The sequence below is a fragment of the Deltaproteobacteria bacterium genome, from assembly GCA_016210005.1.
Classification (GTDB): Bacteria; Desulfobacterota; Binatia; order HRBIN30; family JACQVA1; genus JACQVA1.
Map to the genome: position 1 here is coordinate 23,482 of JACQVA010000182.1, position 18,378 is coordinate 41,859.

At 67.2% G+C, this 18,378-nt stretch carries 18 protein-coding genes; 9 read left to right on the forward strand and 9 right to left on the reverse strand.

The genetic code is table 11. The annotated features are described in order from the left end of the window. Positions 1 to 58 precede the first annotated feature (58 nt). The 7 genes from HY699_17585 to gatA all read left to right on the forward strand — a co-directional run bounded on the left by HY699_17585 (position 59) and on the right by gatA (position 6,285). On the forward strand, positions 59 to 778 hold the full coding sequence (locus HY699_17585) for a curli production assembly protein CsgG (GenBank protein ID MBI4517620.1): 720 nt from the start codon (positions 59 to 61) through the stop codon (positions 776 to 778). Further along, positions 775 to 1,209 (forward strand): DUF4810 domain-containing protein, encoded by a 435-nt coding sequence (locus HY699_17590; GenBank protein ID MBI4517621.1) that lies wholly within the window; start codon positions 775 to 777, stop codon positions 1,207 to 1,209. The genes HY699_17585 and HY699_17590 overlap by 4 nt, the downstream gene beginning before the upstream one ends. Continuing rightward, entirely contained in the window at positions 1,209 to 1,862 is a 654-nt protein-coding gene (locus HY699_17595; protein MBI4517622.1) for a DUF799 family lipoprotein, read from the forward strand. The genes HY699_17590 and HY699_17595 overlap by 1 nt, the downstream gene beginning before the upstream one ends. A gap of 115 nt (positions 1,863 to 1,977) precedes the next feature. Further along, positions 1,978 to 3,333 carry an insulinase family protein gene (locus tag HY699_17600; protein ID MBI4517623.1) on the forward strand — a complete coding sequence of 452 codons (1,356 nt, stop codon included), beginning with the start codon at positions 1,978 to 1,980 and terminating at the stop codon, positions 3,331 to 3,333. After that, positions 3,333 to 4,673, forward strand: a complete 1,341-nt coding sequence (locus HY699_17605; GenBank protein ID MBI4517624.1) for an insulinase family protein — start codon at positions 3,333 to 3,335, stop codon at positions 4,671 to 4,673. The genes HY699_17600 and HY699_17605 overlap by 1 nt, the downstream gene beginning before the upstream one ends. Before the next feature lie 26 nt (positions 4,674 to 4,699). Then, on the forward strand, positions 4,700 to 4,888 hold the full coding sequence (locus tag HY699_17610) for a hypothetical protein (protein MBI4517625.1): 189 nt from the start codon (positions 4,700 to 4,702) through the stop codon (positions 4,886 to 4,888). Next, on the forward strand, positions 4,885 to 6,285 hold the full coding sequence (gatA, locus tag HY699_17615) for an Asp-tRNA(Asn)/Glu-tRNA(Gln) amidotransferase subunit GatA (GenBank protein MBI4517626.1): 1,401 nt from the start codon (positions 4,885 to 4,887) through the stop codon (positions 6,283 to 6,285). The genes HY699_17610 and gatA overlap by 4 nt, the downstream gene beginning before the upstream one ends. 20 nt (positions 6,286 to 6,305) lie before the next feature. Here the strand turns inward: gatA and HY699_17620 are convergent, their stop codons facing one another. The 4 genes from HY699_17620 to HY699_17635 all read right to left on the reverse strand — a co-directional run bounded on the left by HY699_17620 (position 6,306) and on the right by HY699_17635 (position 10,032). Beyond that, on the reverse strand, positions 6,306 to 7,283 hold the full coding sequence (locus HY699_17620) for an LLM class flavin-dependent oxidoreductase (GenBank protein MBI4517627.1): 978 nt from the start codon (positions 7,281 to 7,283) through the stop codon (positions 6,306 to 6,308). A 68-nt stretch (positions 7,284 to 7,351) separates the two neighbouring features. Continuing rightward, on the reverse strand, positions 7,352 to 8,356 hold the full coding sequence (locus HY699_17625) for a prenyltransferase (GenBank protein ID MBI4517628.1): 1,005 nt from the start codon (positions 8,354 to 8,356) through the stop codon (positions 7,352 to 7,354). A 32-nt stretch (positions 8,357 to 8,388) separates the two neighbouring features. Beyond that, on the reverse strand, positions 8,389 to 8,886 hold the full coding sequence (locus tag HY699_17630; protein MBI4517629.1) for a hypothetical protein: 498 nt from the start codon (positions 8,884 to 8,886) through the stop codon (positions 8,389 to 8,391). 54 nt (positions 8,887 to 8,940) lie between these two features. Further along, on the reverse strand, positions 8,941 to 10,032 hold the full coding sequence (locus HY699_17635) for a DUF354 domain-containing protein (GenBank protein ID MBI4517630.1): 1,092 nt from the start codon (positions 10,030 to 10,032) through the stop codon (positions 8,941 to 8,943). A 213-nt stretch (positions 10,033 to 10,245) separates the two neighbouring features. Here HY699_17635 and HY699_17640 point away from each other — a divergent pair, with 213 nt between their 5' ends. After that, positions 10,246 to 10,536: a hypothetical protein gene (locus tag HY699_17640; GenBank protein ID MBI4517631.1), complete on the forward strand. Its 291-nt coding sequence runs from the start codon at positions 10,246 to 10,248 to the stop codon at positions 10,534 to 10,536. Positions 10,537 to 10,572: 36 nt separating this feature from the next. Next, the gene (locus tag HY699_17645) at positions 10,573 to 10,971 is read left to right on the forward strand and encodes a DsbA family protein (GenBank protein MBI4517632.1); all 399 of its coding nucleotides are present in this window, start codon (positions 10,573 to 10,575) and stop codon (positions 10,969 to 10,971) included. Positions 10,972 to 11,055: 84 nt separating this feature from the next. On the opposite strand, the gene argJ is transcribed toward HY699_17645, so the two are convergent. The 5 genes from argJ to HY699_17670 all read right to left on the reverse strand — a co-directional run bounded on the left by argJ (position 11,056) and on the right by HY699_17670 (position 18,274). Continuing rightward, on the reverse strand, positions 11,056 to 12,273 hold the full coding sequence (gene argJ / locus HY699_17650; GenBank protein MBI4517633.1) for a bifunctional glutamate N-acetyltransferase/amino-acid acetyltransferase ArgJ: 1,218 nt from the start codon (positions 12,271 to 12,273) through the stop codon (positions 11,056 to 11,058). A 39-nt stretch (positions 12,274 to 12,312) separates the two neighbouring features. Then, positions 12,313 to 15,588, reverse strand: a complete 3,276-nt coding sequence (locus HY699_17655; protein ID MBI4517634.1) for an efflux RND transporter permease subunit — start codon at positions 15,586 to 15,588, stop codon at positions 12,313 to 12,315. Positions 15,589 to 15,634: 46 nt separating this feature from the next. Next, complete coding sequence (locus HY699_17660) at positions 15,635 to 16,714, reverse strand: efflux RND transporter periplasmic adaptor subunit (GenBank protein MBI4517635.1); 1,080 nt, start codon at positions 16,712 to 16,714, stop codon at positions 15,635 to 15,637. 27 nt (positions 16,715 to 16,741) lie between these two features. After that, complete coding sequence (locus HY699_17665) at positions 16,742 to 16,927, reverse strand: DUF2892 domain-containing protein (GenBank protein MBI4517636.1); 186 nt, start codon at positions 16,925 to 16,927, stop codon at positions 16,742 to 16,744. Between the two features lie 84 nt (positions 16,928 to 17,011). Beyond that, positions 17,012 to 18,274: a hypothetical protein gene (locus HY699_17670; protein ID MBI4517637.1), complete on the reverse strand. Its 1,263-nt coding sequence runs from the start codon at positions 18,272 to 18,274 to the stop codon at positions 17,012 to 17,014. Positions 18,275 to 18,378: the final 104 nt, after the last annotated feature.

Genomic DNA, 18,378 nt, shown 5'->3' on the forward strand with positions numbered 1-18,378 from the left:
GCTGCCCTTGCGCTGCCCCCTGAGGCTTTCAGCTCGCAGACAAAAAGTGATATAGGGCATGATCGCGAACGAGGAGGGCATCGTGAGAGCGTCACTACAGCGGGGCTTCGTTCTCGGGTTGGCGGCGCTGGCGGCAGCGTGCAGCCCTACCCGCACCATCAGTGAAGGCGTCGCCGACCGTGGCCCGGCAGTCGCCGCGGCACCGTTGCCCGAAGCCGAGCGGATGCAGATCGCCATCGGCCGCTTCACCAACGAGTCGAGCTACGGAGCCGGTCTCTTCACCGACGAATCCGGCGATCGCCTGGGCAAGCAGGCGAGCGACTTGCTGAGCAACCATCTGGTCGAAACCCAACGCTTCGTCGTTGTCGAACGGCCTGATCTCGGGCGGCTGAGAGCGGAAGCGAAGCTGATGGGCCTCTCCGAAGAGGACTTCAGGAAGAACCTGAAGGGCGTCGATGCGCTGATTCTCGGCTCGATCGCCGAGCTGGGGCGGGAGACCACCGGCCGCTCGTGGTTCTTCGGCCGCTCGAAGCAGCAGCGCGCGCGTGCCCGCGTGGTGTTGCGGTTGGCCGATCCACGCACCGGAGAGATCTTCTATACGCAAGAGGGCAGTGGCGACGCCACCATCGAAGCCGCCAGCACGCTTGGCTTCGGCGGCAGCGCGGGGTGGGACTCGACTCTGGACGGCAAGGCGATCGACGCGGCGATCGTCAACATGCTGAACAACGTCGTGCGCACTCTCGATGCCCGCCGCCCGCTCAAGGGGGCGGCCCGATGACCGCGCCGCGGCCGGGCGGTAAACCGGCGCATCCCGATCACGCACAGAGCTGGCTTTACCTGGCGCTGGCCTTCGCGTGCGTAATCGTCACCGCGGGTTGTGGTCCGACGGCCCTCTACGACTGGGGTCAGTACGAAGACAGCCTGCAGGCCAGCTACGTTGCTCACGACGAGGTCAAGGCGCAGGCCGCCCTCGAGGCGACCATCACCTCGGCGCAGCAGACCGGGCGCCGCGTTCCCCCGGGCGTGTGTGCCGAGTACGGCTTCCTGCTTTACAAGCGCGGGCAGCCCGCGCAAGCCATTCAATACTTCGAGCAGGAGGCCCGGCTGTTCCCGGAATCGAAGCCGTTGATGGACAAGTTGATCACCAAGGTTCGCCAACAGGCCGCGGCTAACATGCCGCCGTCGGCCGGGGGCGGCTCGCTGCAATGATGCCGCGGTGCATCGCTGTCGCCTTGGCTCTGCTTGGCGTGGCCGGCTGCGCCGCCAAGAAGGACTACAGCGCCTATTTCGCGCATGAGCCACGCTCGATTCTCATAGTGCCGGCGCTGAACGAAACGACCACGGTCGAGGCCCAGCCGGTGTACATGACCACGGTGTCGCGGCCGCTGGCCGAGCGCGGCTTCTATGTGTTTCCGGTCTACCTGACGGAGCTGCTCTTGCGCGACCTCGGACTGCCCGAGGCCGGCCTGGTGCACCAGCTCCCGCTCGATCGCTTCCGCGAGCATTTCGGCGCCGACGCGGTGCTGTTCGTTACCATCAAGGACTGGAGCAACCGCTACGCCGTATTGCAGACATCGACCACGGTTACCGCCGCGTTTACACTGAAGGATACTCGCACGGGCACACTGCTGTGGGAGAGCACGCAATCGGTGGCACACAATTCCGGCGACGGTGGTGGCAACTTGATCGGCATGTTGGTCGCAGCCGCCGTTACGTACGCCGTCAACGAGATGATCGAGGTCGACTACCGCCCGCTGGCGCAGCAGGCCAACACGCAGGCGTTCGTCATGCCCGGTACCGGGCTTCCGGCCGGGCCGTATCATCCTGACTTCGGCGGTGACAAAGACCGCTACTCGCGCTAGCGGGCTTCACCCGCAGCCCAAAGCCGAAAGCACCGGCTTCCTCGCGGCCCCAGCTTGACCCGTCCCCAACCCGCCGGTAGGGTCCGTGCCTATGCCGAATTGGGTTCGTGGAACGATGGTGGCGGTCGTGGCCGGTGCGTTGGTGGCGTCGCCGGCGGCCGCGCTGACTTATGCCGGGCGCGTGCGCGAGCAGGTGTTGCCGAACGGGCTCAAGCTGCTCTTGCTCGAAGAGCATAAGGCGCCGGTGGCAGTCTTCCAGGTGTGGTATCGGGTCGGCTTGCGCAACGAGACGCTCGGCCGCACCGGGCTGTCGCACCTGCTCGAACACATGATGTTCAAGGGCACGGAGAAGGTGGGGCCGGAGGAGTACTCGAAGATCATCCAGCGCAACGGCGGCAACACCAACGCCTTTACCACGCAGGACTACACCACCTACTTCGCGACCATGGCCAGTGACCGCATCGGCGTGGTCAACGAGTTGGAAGCCGACCGCATGGCGCACCTGCAATTCCAGGAGGATCTCTTCGCCCCTGAACGGCAGGTGGTCATGGAGGAGCGCCGGCTGCGCACCGACGACAGCCCGGTTGCGGCGCTGTTCGAGGCCATCAGCGCCGCCGCTTACACCGCCCACCCTTACGGCTGGCCGGTGATCGGCTGGATGGAGGACATCCGGCAGTCGAGGCTGGCCGACCTCAAAGAGTACTTCCAGCAGTACTACACCCCCAACAATGCCGTGGTGATCGTGGCCGGCGATTTCGATACCGCGCAACTGGCGGCCGCGATCGAGAAGGCATTCGGTGCTATTGCCGCCGGCAGCCCGCCGCCGCCGGTGCGGGCGGTCGAGCCGCCGCAACAGGGCGAGCGCCGCGTCACCGTGCGCCGGGAAGCGCAACTGCCTTTCGTCGGCCTTGCTTATCACGTGCCCAATCTGCACCAGCCCGACGCCGCTGCGATCGAAGTGCTGGCCGGCGTTCTGGCCGGCGGTAAGAGCGCACGGCTGTATCGGGAGCTGGTCTATCGCCGGCGCCTGGCGCGTGAGGCCAACGGCAGCTACGAGTACACCTCCAAAGACCCCGGCACCTTCACCCTCTACGCGCAACCGCTGCCGGGCAAGACCCCCGCCGAGCTGGAGAGAGCCTTGCTCGCTGAGATCAAGAAGCTGCAAAGCAAACCGCCGAGCGAGCGTGAAGTCGAGAAGGCCAAGAACGGTATCGAGGCCGGCTTCGTCTTCGCGCAAGACTCGCTCTTCTACCAGGCGTTGTTGCTCGGCCAGTACGAGATTGCCGGCGACTGGCGGCTGATAGATCAGTACCTGCCGCGGGTGCGCGCGGTGAGCGCCGAAGACGTGCGCCGGGTGGCGGCCACTTACCTGATCGCCGACAACCTCACCGCCGGCGTGCTCGATCCCTTGCCCCCACAACCCGGCAAGCGCATGGCTCCGGCGCCAGCGCCGCACGGGATGGTGCACTAATGCGCTGGACGATGGGCTTGGGTCTGGTCGCGCTGCTCGGCCTCGGCATCGGGGCGGCGCGGGCGGGAACACCCGCAGCCACTTACAGCACGCTCGGCAACGGTGTCACCCTGATCGTCTCCGAGCAGCGCAGCGTGCCGGCGGTGATGGTTCAGGTCACCTTGGATGCCGGCGCCCGGCGCGACCCGGCCGGCAAGGAGGGCGTGGCGCATCTCGCCGCTGAGTTGCTGACCGAGGGTACCGCTCGGCGCAGCGCCTCGGAGATCAGCGACGCCATCGATTTCCTCGGCGCCTCGCTGGAGTCGGCCGCGGATGCCGACATGGTCACCGTCTCACTTGCTGTGTTGAGAAAAGATCTCGACGCCGGCCTGGACTTGCTGGCCGACGTGCTGCTCCATCCGGCCTTTGCCGAAGCGGAATTGACCCGCCGCCGCGAGGCCGTGCTAGCGGGTATCCGGGCACAGGAAGACCAGCCCGGCGCGGTGGCGGGCAAGGCCTTCCAGCGCGCGCTCTTCGGTAGCGAGCCCTACGGCCATCCCGACGAAGGCACCTTGCACTCGGTGCCCAAGATCACCCGCGCCGACGTCGTGGCCTTCTACCGGCGGCACTATCGCCCGCGACAGGCATTGGTGACTGCGGTCGGCGACGTGGCCACGGCGGAAATCCAAGCCAAGCTCGAGGCCGTGCTCGGTTCCTGGGACGGCGGCCCGGCCGCAGCCTTCGACTATCCTGCGCCCCAACCGGTGGCGACATCACCGGTATTGATCGACAAGCCCCTGACCCAGGCCAACATCATCCTCGGGCACCGCGGTGTGGCGCGCGACAACCCCGACTACTACGCCCTCACGGTCATGAACTACATCCTGGGCGGCGGCGGCTTCTCTTCCCGCTTGCTCGACAATATCCGCACCCGCAGCGGCTTGGCCTACTCGGTCGGCAGCATGTTCTCGGTCAATAAGGCGGCGGGGAGTTTTCAGGTGGTAATGCAAACCAAGAATGCCTCGGCTCACGACGCCATCGCCCGTGCACGCGAGGAGATCGACCGCATCCGGCGCGAACCGGTGACCGACGATGAAATCACCGAAGCCAAACTCTATCTCACCGGCAGTTTTCCGCTGCGGCTCGATAGCAACCGCAAGATCACCGGCTTCCTCTCGCAGGTGGAGTTCTACGGCTTGGGCCGCGACTACGCCGAGACCTACCCCCAGCGCATCAACGCCGTGACCAAGGAGGAGGTCTTGCGCGTGGCGCAACTGTATCTCAAGCCCGAGCAGCTGCTGCTGGTGGTCGTCGGCAACCTGAGTGAAATCTCGTTGTCGAGTGCCGCGCAGGCACCGTGAGCCGAGCACGACCAAGAGAGGGCATCATGGCCGAAGGATCGAAGCACCGCTCTGCTAGCGATGCGCGCAAGGCGCAGCTCCTGGGCGCGGCGCAAAATGAACAGCAGCGGCTGCTGGTCGGCTGGTTGTTCGATGGCTTCGTGGCCTTGGAGCAGACCGAGTTCGGTGAGCTCGAGCCGATCGGCGTCAGCGCGCCGCTAGAGTGCCGGCGATGAACGAGCTGCCACTGCTGACGGCGAGCGAGCTGGTTGCGCTGCTGGCCAAACGCAAGCTGGGCGCGGTCGAGCTGACCGCGGCGTTTCTCGATCGCATCGAGAAGCTCGATCCGCTGATCAACAGCTACATCACGGTTACCGGCGAGCAGGCCCTGCGCCAGGCCCGCCGGCTCGATCGCGCGCGTGGCCGGCGCGGGCCGCTGCACGGCTTGCCGCTGGCGGTCAAGGACCTCTGCGCCACCCGCGGCGTACGCACCACCGCGGGCTCGAAGATCCTGGCCGACTGGGTGCCTGACTTCGAGGCCACGGCGGTGGCCCGTTGGCGCAGCGTCGGCGCCGTCGTGCTGGGCAAGCTCAACCTGCACGAGTTCGCTTACGGCGTCAGCACCGACAACCCTCACCACGGGGCCACCTGCAACCCGTGGGCGCTGGACCGCATTCCGGGCGGATCGAGCGGCGGCTCGGGCGCGGCGGTCGCGGCGTCGCTATGCGCCGGGGCGATCGGCACCGACACCGGCGGCTCGATCCGCATTCCTGCCGGCGCCTGTGGGGTGGTAGGGTTGAAGCCGACGTGGGGTCGGGTCAGCCGCTACGGCGTGGTGCCGCTGAGTTGGTCGCTCGATCACGTCGGACCGCTGGCGAAGACGGTCGAAGATGCGGCGCTGCTACTCGCGGCCATGGCGGGTGCGGATGATCATGACCCGACTTGCAGCACCCGGCGAGTTGGGAACTACCGCGCCGCCTTGAGGCAGCCGGCGCAGGGTCTGCGGGTGGGCGTGCCGCGTGAGTTCTTCTTCGACGTCGTTGGTGACGAGGTGCAAGCGGCGTTCGATGCGGCCCTGACGACACTGAAGCGGCTCGGTGTGCGCGCCCTGCCGGTGTCGCTGCCGTCGCTGTTGCAAGCGCAGCCGGCGCATCTGGCGATCATGATGGCGGAGGCTTCCGCCTATCACGCCGTCAACCTAACCCGGCGCGCGGATGACTTCGGTGCCGATGTCAGGACGTTCCTGGAAGTGGGCAGGCTGATCCCTGCCACCGCCATGATCGCGGCCCAACGCCTGCGGGCGCGGCTGGCGGCCGAATGCACGGCCGCCTTCGCGCGCGTCGATGCGCTGGTCGTACCCGGCATCGCCGTGCCGGCGCCACGGCGCAGCGACACCTTCGTCAACATCGGCAACCAAGCGCTCGACGTCGGCAGCGCCCTGTCACGCAACATGGGGCCGTTCAATCTCACCGGCCTGCCGGCCATCAGCGTGCCCTGCGGCCAAGCCCGCACGGGTCTTCCCCTTGCCTTTCAAATCGCCGGTCCGGCTTTCGCGGAGAGCACGATCCTTCGCCTGGCTCACGCCTACGAGCAGGCCACCGAGTGGCACACCCTCCGGCCGCCGCTGAAGTAGCAGAGCGGTAAGCCGCGGCCTCAGACGTGGCGCAGCACGTCCTCGGCCAGGCGCCGCATGACGTCCTCGCCGCTGAACGAGAACAGCACTTGGGAGACGCCCCACTCGCGCTGGCGGCGGCGTAGCTCGGCGACGCACTGCTCGGGCGTGCCGATCAGCGCCATCGGCGAGTGCAGCATGCCCTCGGCGGTGGTGTTGAACATCGGCGCCATGCCTTCGGCCATCATGCGAGTGGCCTCGGGCGAGTCGGTGACCACGGTGGAAAACACCATGTTGCTGATTTGGATCGCGTTGCCGTCGCGGCCGTGGCGCGCGGCCTCTTGACGCAAGAAGGCCACCTTGGCGCGAAAGCTCTCGTCGGTCAGCTTGGCCACATTCTCGAGCTTGATGTAGCCGGGCTTGCCGGCGTCGGAGATGACGTTGACGATATCGGCATGCCGCGCTGCCACCCGCAGCAAGCCTTTACCGCCGCCACCGAGCATGATCGGCGGATGCGGCTTCTGCACCGGCTTGGGCGACAGCACGGCCTCGTCGAAACGGTAGAACTCGCCGCTGAAGCTGGTGCGTTCCTTCGTCCACAGCGAGCGCATGCAGGTCAACGATTCGTCCAACATCCGCAGCCGCGGGCCGATTTCCGGAAAGGCGATGCCGGTCATTTTGAATTCGCTCTCGGTCCAGCCCGTGCCTATGCCGGCGATCAGCCGCCCGCCGCTCAAGCGGTCGAGCGACATCAGGCTCTGCGCCGTGATCGCGGGATGACGGAAAAGATTGCACAAGACCAGGTGGCCCACCCGAACCTTCTTGGTGGCCTCTGCCATCAAGGCGACCTCGATCATCGGGTCGTACGAGAGATAGTCGGCGTTGACTTGGCGCTCGGGCCCCTCAGCCACGATGTGATCGGGAACAAGCAGTGCGTGAAAGCCGAGCCCCTCCGCGGCCTGAGCGACGTCGCGCAGCCGTGGCCACTCCAAGCTGGCCAGTTGTAGTCCGAACTCCATGACTTCTCCTCCGTTGCGTCTAAAGAAATCGCCGGCGGCCGAGCATAGCGGCCGGGCCGCCGCTTCAATTACAGCAGTCCGAGCTTACGCGCGAGCACGTCAGCCGCCAGGCCCAGCAGGAACAGGCTGCCGAATCGGCGGGTGTGCTGAAAGGCGAAAGCGGAGTACCACAGCGGCCAGATGTTCGGCGGGTATTCCGGCGGCGGCCCGGCCGGCCGAGGGTGGGCGTAAACGCGCACGGCGCGCCAGTACCACTGCAGCGCGAACAGCACCGCCAGCAGCAGCACCGAGAGGTAGCCGCTCCACACCAGCACCGCGACCAGCACGTACTCCAGCGTCAGCATCCCGATAGTGGCGTAACGCGCATTGCGTTCGCCCAACAGCACCGGCATGGTGCGGATGGCCTTGGCCGCATCGGCATCGAGCTTGTCGATGTGTTTACCGAACAGCACGGTGGTGGCCGCCAGCGCCACCGGCAGGCTCGCCAATATCACCAGCAGCGAGGTCTGCCCGCTGATGACGTAGTAGCCGCCGCCCACCATCAGCGGCCCCCAGACGATGATCACCGCCACCTCGCCCATGCCGATGTACTTAAGCGGCCAGGTGTAGAAGAGCACGAAGAAGGCGCCGAGCGCGAGCAGCGCCAGCGTGGCCTCGCCGCGCACCGCCACCAGCGCCGCCCCGGCACTCAACGCGATCAGACCGGTCACGGCCATGTAGCGCAGCGCCTGGGCGCGTGTCATCAAGCCGTGTTCGAGCGGCTGGGGGCCGTACTGGGCGCGGAAGTAGTTGTCCTTGTCGACCCCTTTGAGATGATCGGTGAAGTCGTTCACCAGGTTGTTAGTGGCGTGGGCGAAGAGCAGCCCGACCGTCACCAGCAGCCATAGCAGGGCATCGAAGTAGCCGTCGCGCGCCGCCAGCAAGCCTGCGATCATGGCCGAGATCAGCGTCATCACCAGCACGGCGGAGCGGGTGGCGATCAGCCAGCGCGAGATCACATCGAGGCCATCCCACTCTTGCTTGCTCACGCGCGGGATGACGTTCACCGCTCTGGCCCACATGGAAACGTTCATGATGGAATCCTTCGACGCTGGCAGCAGCGATGTCAATCCGCCGGCAACGCGGCCTCGCCGGCGATGGCGTAGAGCGCAATCAGCGGCGTCACCACCGCGCCGAGCGCCGCAGCAAAGATCGCCTTGAAGGCGACGAAGCCCCAGAAGCTCTGTTGTGTGACGCCGCCGGCAGTGAGCGCGGCGATCGTGGCCGGCGCCACACTGGCCACGGTCAAGGCCCCGAGCAGAAGTCCGCGCCGGAACGTGCCCCGCGGCAGCCAGCGCATTGCCGCCGGCAACGCCGCTAACGGCGGCACCGCCCCGGCGCGTACTTGCCGGCGCGCCAGCGGCGTCACAATCAGGCAGGTGAACAACGGCAGCAGCAAGGCCGTGCCGATGGTGTCGCCGGCAATGCTTTGCTGCCCCCACAGCGGTACCGCGGCCGCGCCGCGAAACATAAAGAAGGCGATCACCCCGTTGATCAGCAGGTTGACGACGATCGACCCGACCCCTTCTTCGAGCAGCAAGAAGCGCTTGTGTGCCGGCAACATGCCCGTGCTTATAAGCCAGTGCCGGTACAAATGGAAAGCCGGGGCCGGTGCTTGCTACGGCAAAGGCGCCGCCGGCGTACCGCCGGCATGGGTGAGGATTCGGGAGACGAGGTGATCGACCAAGTCCCTGCGCGCCGCCGGCGGGGTACGCCGGCCGCGTGCCGCGGCCAGCGGCAACTCCCCTAGCTCGGCAGCACTGCCGATCCGCCGCAGGCGGCCAGTGGCCTCCAGATGGGCGTCGAGCACTCCCGCTTTACCGCGAAAGATACTGATTGCCGGCACCCCCAGCAGCGCGGCCTCACGCGCCATCGTACCGCCGCCGGAAATCACCAGGTCGGAGTGCCAAATCAGATTGAGCCCGTCCACCGGACGCTCGGGTAGGCAGACGCGGGCATCACCGCGGCACATCGCTGCCACCGCCGCGCGCTGCTCGGCGTCGCGGGCGGTGATCACCAGTTGCGCTTGCGGTTGGCAAAGCAGGCTGCGCACAACCTCGAAGAAGAGCGCGTTGCCCTCGGCGCTGGCGTAGTGCGCATGAAACGAAGGCGGTCGAACGGTTACCACCAGGCGGTTCGGATCAAGCCCGAGGCTCGCATAGATGGCCGCGTCGGGCTGGAATTCAGCGAGATAAAGCTCCTCCTTGAAGCCGTCGTAAGGTGTTACCTTCCTGAGATCGGCGCCCGACGGCCGCAGGTGTTGTTCGAGCAGGACGCGCGGCACCAGCACCTCGCTCGCCCAGCGATGGACCAGCGCTTTCGAGGCGTGCTCGTAGTCATAGCCGGTCACGCAGGGAATCCGCAGCCCAGCCGCCGCCAGCAGGTGCGCGCGCACGCCGTGACTAACAGCCACCGCGAAGCCGCGGCCACGAGCCCAGCGCGCCAGCGCCAGTGCACGGCTCAGCACCGCCGCTGCCCGCGCCAGCCGCGACGAGTGCTGCACGGCACCGACAACGCTGAAGGGTTCACCCGCTGCCCGCTGCAGCGCTACGACTTCGCCGTAGTCACGCACCGTGACCAGCACCTCGGCCCCGCGCGCTCGCAGCGCCGGCAACAGCGGCCGAAAGAACCACGCTTGCGGCGCATTCTCGATATCGACCCACACCCGCACGCCCGCGCTTATATACGCCGCGGCGCGCGCGAGCCACACCAGGGGAGATCACGAGAACACGATGCTCCGAAAGCACGAGAAGGATCCGCTTCCGCTTTCGTGTTTTCGAGCTTTCGTGCTGTCGTGATTGAGCCTGTCACCGGCCGCGGCGGCTTCGCGCGGCACCTCAGGAAGCCGGCGCTTGTCATGGGCGTCCGGCACAGGTAATAGAGAGCTGCCCGCAACTAGCGGAGGAGAGGAGGAAGCTCGCCAATGGAGTACCCGACAACGCGCCGTGCCATCCCCTTGGGCGCTTTGGCGTTGCTGGCCGCATGCGGCCCGAGCGCCGAGGACGTTACCGAGCTGCGCAGCCAGCAAAAGCAGATCCTGGCCAAGCTCAACGACCTCGAGAAGAAGCTCGACGCCCGCCCGGTGGCCCCACAAGCGGCTGCCCGCCCGCAGATCGATCCCAACAAGATCTATGACATACCCATCGGCGCCTCGCCGGTGAAAGGAGCCAAGGAGGGCCGGGTCATCATCACCGAGTTCTCCGACTTTCAGTGACCATTCTGCGCCCAGTCCGCCAGTTTGGTGGACCAAATGCTGAAGGAATACCCGAACGACACACGCTTCGTGTACAAGCAGTACCCGTTGCCGATGCACCCGTTCGCGATGGATGCGGCCAAGGCCTCGCTGGCCGCCGGCAAGCAAGGCAAGTTCTGGGAGATGCATGACGAGCTGTTCGCCAACAGCCGCGCCTTGCAGCCGGACAAGATCAGGGAATACGCGCAGAAGGTCGGCCTCGATGTCGCCAAGTTCGAAGCCGACATGAAGTCGCCCGAGATTCAGCAACAGATTCAGGACGAGATGAAGCTTGCCACCGACGTGCAGGTAACCGGCACGCCCACCATCTTCGTCAACGGCAAACGCCTAGGCAGCCGTTCGCCCGAGGGCTTCCGGGCGATGATCGACGAGATCATCAAGGGCAAGAAGGGCTAAGCTACCTTGTTCGCTGGGGGGAGCACAACCGTGCGCCCCCCAGCGCCCGACTTGTTCCCCGCCAACGCCCCCGGCCTTTTCGGCTCACGTCCGGTAGGCGGAATTGAAGCGCACGTAGTCCGGTGTCAGGTCAGAGCACATGCGGTGAGCGACGGCATGGCCGGCGTGCAGATCGAGCATCAAGGCGAATTCCGGCCGGGCCGTGATCTGGGCCGCGCGCCGTTCCACCTTGCCCGTCAGCTCGACGCCGCGGCGGACCACCTGGACGTCGCCGAGGAAGATGTCGAGGCGCGCCGGGTCGAACACGGCGCCGCTGTAACCGGCGGCGCAGACGATGCGGCCGGTGTAAGGATCACCGCCGAAGAACGCCGTCTTGCACAGCGGCGAGCGGGCGATGGTATCGGCAACCCGTTGTGCGTCGGCGCGGCTGCGAGCACCACGAACGGTGATATCAATCACCTTGGTGGCACCCTCGCCGTCCTGCACCAGCATGCGGGCGAGCGCCCGCATGACGCGCCCGACCGCGCCGGCGAACTCGGCGAAGCCGGCCGCGGCCGGCGTCAGTGTGCGGTTTCCGGCCACGCCGTTGGCGAGCAGTAGCAGGGTATCGTTGGTGCTGGTGTCGCCATCGACGACCGCGGCGTTGAACGACTGCGGCAGGCCGAGCGCCAGCGCCCGCCTCAAAGCCGCCCGCGACACCCGGGCATCGGTGACGATGTAGCTCAGCATGGTGGCGTGCAGCGCCATACGCGGCGCGATCATGCCGGCGCCCTTGGCCATGCCAGCGATGGTGACCTCGCGGCCGTCGAGCACGACCCCTTCGACGGCGAATTTCGCAAAGGCGTCGGTGGTCATGATGCCTTCTAGGGCCCGATGAAAGCCGCCCGCACTGGCGTCACGGCAGGCCGCGATGACACCGCGGCGGACCTTTTCGAGCGGCAGCGGAATTCCAATCCGCCCGGTCGAGGAGGGCACGACGAGCTGCTCGCGGATGCCGAGTTGCTGCGCCACCACCCGGCACATAGTGCGGGCTGCGCGCAAGCCCTCGCGCCCGGTGTAAGCGTTAGCATTGCCGCTGTTCACCACCACCGCTTGCAGCCGGCCGCCGCGCAAGCGCTCGCGCCCGAGCTGCACCGGCGCCGCTTGCACGCGGTTGGTCGTAAACGCGCCGGCAGCGGTCGCCGGCACTTCGGAGATGATCAAGCCGATGTCGCGTTTTCGCGTCGTCTTCAGCCCGCACGCCGCGCCCCCGAAACGAAACCCCGGCACCGCGATCGGTACCTGTTGCACCTGCACCTTCATGCGCCGAGTTGGTATCGAAGCGCCGGCGGCGGCGCAAGCTCACGCGGCCGCATGCTGCCGGTGCAACAGGAAGTAGACCAGCGGCACCACTACCAGTGAGAAAGCGGTCGAGGCGAAGATGCCGAAGATGAAGCTCCAGGCCAAGCCGGAAAAGATCGGGTCAAGGGTGATCACGACGGAGCCGGACATGGCGGCGCCGGCGGTCAGCACTATCGGGCGCAGCCGGGTGGCGCCGGCCTCGATCACCGCCTCGGCCAGCGACCGGCCGTCGCCGCGACTGCGAATGTGCTCGATGAAATCGATCAAGATGATCGAGTTGCGCACCACGATGCCGGCCAGCGCGATCATGCCGATCATGCCGGTGGCGGTGAAAAACACCGGCGTGGCGTAGGCGCCGACCGGTTCGGTGAACAGCAGATTGAGCACCCAGAAACCCGGCATGATGCCGATGACGGTGAGCGGGATGGCGATCATGATTACCACCGGAATCAGCAGCGACTGCGTTTGCGCGACCAGCAACACGTAGATCATCAGCAGCGCCGCACCAAAGGCGAGACCGAGATCACGGAAGACATCGACCGTGATCTTCCACTCGCCTTCACCGGCCAGGTCCAGGCTGTACCCCGCCGGCAGCGGGTGCTGGCTCTGCCAGCGCTGGAGATCGAAGACCGCCTCGACCGGACTGCGCCCGGCCATCTCGGCGATGACGAAAGCCACCGGGCGCAAGTTCTTGTGATAGATGGTGCGCTCGCCGCTTTCCTCGGCAACACTACCGATCTCACCGAGCGCCACCAGCGCGCCGGCACTCGATTGCACCTGCAGCGCCAGCAGATCGGCGGCGGCGCTACGCTGGGCGCGCGGCACGCGCAGCGCCAGCGCCAGCGGCAGCCGCTCTTCGGGTACGTGCACTCGACCCACCGGGCTGCCGGCCAAGGCGATCTGCAATGTCCGGGCCGCGGTCTCGACGCTGACGCCGGTGAGCGCCGCTTTGTCACGATCGAGGCGGTAGTGCATCTTGCTGTGCTCGGCCTCGGCGTAGTCATCGACATCAACCACGCCGTCGATCTGCTCGAGCGCATGGCGTACCCGTTTGGAGACGGCGACCAGATCGTCATTGCTGGCGCTGAGCGGCCCATAGACTTCGGCCACCACCGTGGCCAACACCGGCGGCCCGGGCGGGGCCTCGACGATCTTGACGTTGGCGCCGTAGCTGCGGCCGATGCGCTCGACCTCCGGGCGCAGGCGCAAGGCGATTTCGTGCGACTGCTGCGTGCGCGCCTCCTTGGGCAGCAGGTTGATGCGCATGTCGGCAACGTGGCCGCCGCGGCGCAAGTAGTAGTGGCGCACCATGCCGTTGAAATCCATCGGCGAGGCCAGCCCGACGTAGCTCTCGTAGTCGGTGACCTCGGCAACCGTCGCCAAGTAAGCGCCGAGGGCGCGGGTTACGGCATCGGTGTCTTCCAGTGCCGTGCCGCGCGGCATGTCGATCACCAGCGCCAGCTCGTTCTTGTTGTCGAACGGCAGCATCTTCAGCGGCACCGCGCGCGTCACCGCCAGCAAGGCCGAGCCGGCAAAGGCCAGCACTACCGCCAGCAAAAACAGCGCGGCCCGGCGCGGGCGGGCAAGCAGCGGCGCCAGCACGGCACGATACCAGCGATAAGCCGCCGACTGCGTAATCGCGAACGGCGCCGCGCCGCCCTTGCCGTATTCGCCCTTGAGCAGGTGGTAGCTCGCCCACGGCGTCACCGTGAACGCCACCACCAGTGACGTCAGCATCGCCACCGGCACGTTGAAGGCCATCGGCGCCATGTACGGACCCATCATGCCGGTGATGAAGAACATCGGCAGGAAGGAGACGATGACGGTGAAGGTGGCCAGAATCGTCGGCGGCCGCACCTCATCGACGGCCGTGAGCGTGGCCTCCAGCGGCGGCTCCTGGCGCAGCTTGAAGTGGCGGAAGATGTTCTCGACGTCGACGATGGGGTCGTCGACCAGCAGGCCGAGCGACAAGATCAAGGCGAAGAGCGTGACCCGGTTGATGGTGTAGCCGAAGATCAGGTCGAGCAGGAGGGTGATCGCCAGCGTCATCGGCACCGCCAAGGCGACGATGAACGCCTCCTTCGGCCCCAGCGCCAGCGCCAGCAGCACGATGATGGTCGCAATCGCGATCAGTAGATGCTTGACCAGCTCGTTGACCTTGTGGTTGGCGGTCTCGCCGTAATCGCGTGTGATATGCACCGCAACGTCGTCGGGAATAACGCTGCCGCGCAGCGCCTCGACTTCGCGGATGACTTCCTCCGCCACGCGCACGGCGTTGGTGCCCTTGCGCTTGGCGACGGCGATGGTCACGGCCGGGCGCTCCTCGCCCGGGCGCGGCGCGCTCGAGTCGTGCAGCTGAGCGGGGGCGAGTTCGCCGTGCGGCTGGCCCACAACCCGCGCTTGGGCCGCGGCCGGGCCGAAGCCAATGCGGCTGTAACTCTGCACCTCCTCGGGGCCGTCGATCACTCGGGCGACGTCGCGCACGTACACCGGGTGCCCGGCGGGCGCCGCCAGCACGCTGTTGGCCACTTCGTCGGCGGAGCCGAAGAACGGCCCGGCTTCCAACAGCACCTCGCGCCCGCCGCGCTCGAAGCTGCCGGCCTGGACGTTGAGGTTGGCGGCGCCGAGCGCGCGCACGACTTCGAGCAGTGACAGACCGCGCGCCGCCAGCTTCACCGGATCGGCGTAGACCGTCACCTGGCGCCGCTGGCCGCCGACCACCCAGCTGCGCCCGGTGTTGGGGACACGGGTGAGTTTGTCGAGCACCTCGTCAGCGACGCGCCGCAGGTCGCCGCCGCCGGACCCGGCCGCAGATAGGGTGAACAAGACGATCGCTACATCGTCGATCTCGACCGGCTTGACGATCCAGCTCGTCACCCCCGGCGGCACCGCGTCTTGATTCGACATCACCTTGTTCCACACCTTCACCAGGCTCCGTTCGCGGTCCTCGCCGACGTAGAAGCGCACCGTCGCCACCGCCTCGCCCGGGCGCGACATCGAGTAGACGTACTCGACGCCGTCGATCTCCCACAGCTTTTGCTCCAGCGGGGTGGCCACCAGCTTTTCCGTCTCTTGCGCCGAGGCCCCGGGAAACTGCACGAACACGTCGGCGAACGGCACGACGATCTGCGGCTCCTCCTCGCGCGCTGTCACCAGCAGCGCCAAGGCGCCGGCCAGCAGTGAGGCGATGAGAAAGAGGATCGACAGCTTCGAGGTGATGAAGACTTCGACGACTTGGGCGGTGAGGCCGCGTGTGGGCCGAGGCGGCGCAGTCATGGCGCGGGGGGCGGGCGCATCTGGGCCAAGCGGCGGAGCCGGCGCACTAGGGTTGGGCCTCGACCACTACCTGCTCACCCGCGCGCAGGCCCGACAGCACCTCGATGAGGTCGCCGAAGGTCTTGCCGGTGCGGACGTGGCGCACGTGGGCGCTGCCGGCGCTGACCACGCGCACGCTTTCGAGCTGGCCGGTGCGGGTGACGGCTGCGGCCGGAATCAACAGCGCCGTGTGCTTGGCGCAGGGAATGCGCAGGCTGCCGTAAGTGCCCGGCCGCAGACCGGCGCCGGGCGGCAGGCCGGCGCGGATCAAGAAAGTGCGGCTGGCGGGGTCGGCCATCGGGGCGATCTCCTCGACTTGCACGACCAGCTCGCGCTCGGGGGCATCGAGGTGCGCAACCAGCTCGCGGCCGAGGCTCAAACCGCCAGCGCATTGCTCCGAGACCCGCGCTTCCAGCCGCAGCGATGCCGGATCATGGATGACGACCAGTGCTCGCCCGGGCGTGGCGGTGTCACCGGGGTCGACCAAGCGCTCGGCAACCACGCCGTCGAACGGGGCGCGCACGGTGGTCTCGCCGAGCAAGACGTCGGCCTCGGCCAGAGCGTCACGCGCCTGCGCCGCCAGGGCGCGGGCGCCTTTGGTGCGGGCATCGACCGCGTCGAGATCCTGCTGCGTGGCGACTAGCTGCTTGAACAACGCGCGCAGGCGGCGTTGATCGGCTTCTGCGTGCGTCGCCTGGGCCTCGGCCGCCGCCAGCGCCGCCCGCGCCTGCTGCAGGCGCGCTTGCACGTCACGATCATCCAGCGCGGCCATTACCTCGCCGGCTTTGACCGCTGCCCCCGCGACCACGTGAACCGCCAGCACGCGTGCCATGACTTTGCTGGCAACGTTGGCGACGCTGCGCGAGCCGACGGTGCCGGGCCAGTCGATGAGATCGTCGACTTCGCGCACCTCGACGGTGACGCTGCGGCCCGCTTCCCCAGGCTCGGCTCCCAGCGGTACAACACCGGGAGTTACCTTCGCTCGGCCGAAGGTGCCCTGCAAGTACAACAGCAGCAACACCAGCGCGGCGATGGCAGCGAGGGCAATCAGAGCTTTGCCACTGATGCGCGGGCGGTCTGGGCTCACGGCTGGAACTCGGCGCGGCGCACGCGCTCACGTGGTACCGAGCTTGCGCAAAACGGTTTCGGCCGGGCAAATCCCGGTAAACGACGACTGGATCAGGTTCAGCGCCACGAAGGCGGCCAGCAGCAGCCACACCTGCGAGAGCGTGACGCCGAGCAGCAGGCTGATACCCACCAGGCTGCCGGCCAACAGTCGAACGGCTCGTTCCGTTGCCATGGCGATCATCCCCCTTTCGCGACCTGCGATCACTCCTGCCGCAAACCGCGAGAAATTTCCAGAGGGTCTGGTAATCATCGCGCCCTACGCGTTTGCCGGCGCGCGCGGCGCCGCAACGTACTCGGCGTCAAACCGGTAGCTGACGGCGCGGTCGCCTCCACTCGCGGTATCGAGTTCGGCCACCTCGCTGGCCAGGCCAACGCCGCTCAGGCCGCCTTCCGGATTAGCTGCCAGCGCCTCACAGTCTGCCGGCATTCCGCTGGCGCTGGCAGGGCAAGACACGCCACCGCAGTCTTGGCCTGGGCCGATAACGACACCTGAAGTGTTGTCGGCATCGAGGATCGACGCGGTGGCGCTGCCGGTGGTGGTGAGCAAGTGAGTAGCCTCGCCGTGTACCACGGGCGGGTCGTCGGCGTTGCAGGGAACGCCGTCGGGACCCTTGGCGGCGACGCACTCGCCGCCGCCGGTGCAGGCGCTTGCCGTCAATGTGCACACGGTGCCGGGGTTGCCACCGCCGCTGCAGACCTTGGTGACAACTTCGACGGCACAGCTACCGCCGTCGGCGATCTGGCCGATGCGCTGGCCGCGCTCCAGCAGGATCGAGCCCGGCGGACCTTGACCGGACTGCACCAATACCGGCGGGCCGTTGCACACGCCGGGGTGAGCCGGGTTGGTGTCGAGCGTGCCGCCGGCAGCCCGGCAGTCCGCTTCGCTGAAGCCGTCTTCGCCGACGACGCCGATGTTGTGATCGACGACCAGGTCGATATTCACTCCCACCAAGCCGGCGGAGCCGCAGCCGATCTGCCCGGCAGCCGCGAGATTGGAGCTAGCTCCGGCCAGGACCGCGCCGCGCAGGCAGATACAGACCAGGCCACTCACCGGCAGAGGATCGAACTCGACATCATCAAGCCGCACCGCCACCGGTATCGCGCCCTTGTCGGCGGCGCGGGCTTTGCCCGTGCGCCAGGTCTCACGGCCGCTGACGGGGCCGAGCACGATGTTGAAGGCAGGGGTGTCGAGCGTGAGGTTGGTGGTCAAGTCGAAGTTGAATGGGCGTGCGGTCTCCGGCGTACAGTTCACCGCACAGCCGTCACCGCCGGTGTTGTTGCCGTCATCACACTCCTCGTCACCTTCGCGCAGGCTGTTGCCGCACAACGGTACGGGCGTGGCCGTGGCCGTGACGGTTGCGGTCGGCGTTGAGGTAGGAGGCGGCGGTGTCGGAGAAAGGTTGGCAGTCGGCGACGGCGGCGGGGTCGGCGTTGGCGGCGCCCCGTCGTTGCCATCACAGCCGCTAAGAACCAGCGCCAGCGCCACAGCCAGCAACTGCGGCAAGACCCGTGACTTCATCAAAGGCCTCCTGCGCGTAATGTCACCGCGATGTCACATTGTCGGCCCGGCCCAGTGCCGCAGTCAAGCAGCAAGTTTGCGTGCGGATCAACTACCTGCGGCAG

What these genes read in the sequence shown, in the direction of transcription:
- HY699_17585 (MBI4517620.1), top strand. Translation starts at nt 59, where the DNA reads ATGATCGCGAACGAGGAGGGCATCGTGAGAGCGTCACTACAGCGGGGC.
- HY699_17590 (MBI4517621.1), top strand. Translation starts at nt 775, where the DNA reads ATGACCGCGCCGCGGCCGGGCGGTAAACCGGCGCATCCCGATCACGCA.
- HY699_17595 (MBI4517622.1), top strand. Translation starts at nt 1,209, where the DNA reads ATGCCGCGGTGCATCGCTGTCGCCTTGGCTCTGCTTGGCGTGGCCGGC.
- HY699_17600 (MBI4517623.1), top strand. Translation starts at nt 1,978, where the DNA reads ATGGTGGCGGTCGTGGCCGGTGCGTTGGTGGCGTCGCCGGCGGCCGCG.
- HY699_17605 (MBI4517624.1), top strand. Translation starts at nt 3,333, where the DNA reads ATGCGCTGGACGATGGGCTTGGGTCTGGTCGCGCTGCTCGGCCTCGGC.
- HY699_17610 (MBI4517625.1), top strand. Translation starts at nt 4,700, where the DNA reads ATGGCCGAAGGATCGAAGCACCGCTCTGCTAGCGATGCGCGCAAGGCG.
- gatA (MBI4517626.1), top strand. Translation starts at nt 4,885, where the DNA reads ATGAACGAGCTGCCACTGCTGACGGCGAGCGAGCTGGTTGCGCTGCTG.
- HY699_17620 (MBI4517627.1), bottom strand. Translation starts at nt 7,283, where the DNA reads ATGGAGTTCGGACTACAACTGGCCAGCTTGGAGTGGCCACGGCTGCGC.
- HY699_17625 (MBI4517628.1), bottom strand. Translation starts at nt 8,356, where the DNA reads ATGAACGTTTCCATGTGGGCCAGAGCGGTGAACGTCATCCCGCGCGTG.
- HY699_17630 (MBI4517629.1), bottom strand. Translation starts at nt 8,886, where the DNA reads ATGTTGCCGGCACACAAGCGCTTCTTGCTGCTCGAAGAAGGGGTCGGG.
- HY699_17640 (MBI4517631.1), top strand. Translation starts at nt 10,246, where the DNA reads ATGGAGTACCCGACAACGCGCCGTGCCATCCCCTTGGGCGCTTTGGCG.
- HY699_17645 (MBI4517632.1), top strand. Translation starts at nt 10,573, where the DNA reads ATGCTGAAGGAATACCCGAACGACACACGCTTCGTGTACAAGCAGTAC.
- argJ (MBI4517633.1), bottom strand. Translation starts at nt 12,273, where the DNA reads ATGAAGGTGCAGGTGCAACAGGTACCGATCGCGGTGCCGGGGTTTCGT.
- HY699_17655 (MBI4517634.1), bottom strand. Translation starts at nt 15,588, where the DNA reads ATGACTGCGCCGCCTCGGCCCACACGCGGCCTCACCGCCCAAGTCGTC.
- HY699_17665 (MBI4517636.1), bottom strand. Translation starts at nt 16,927, where the DNA reads ATGGCAACGGAACGAGCCGTTCGACTGTTGGCCGGCAGCCTGGTGGGT.
- HY699_17670 (MBI4517637.1), bottom strand. Translation starts at nt 18,274, where the DNA reads ATGAAGTCACGGGTCTTGCCGCAGTTGCTGGCTGTGGCGCTGGCGCTG.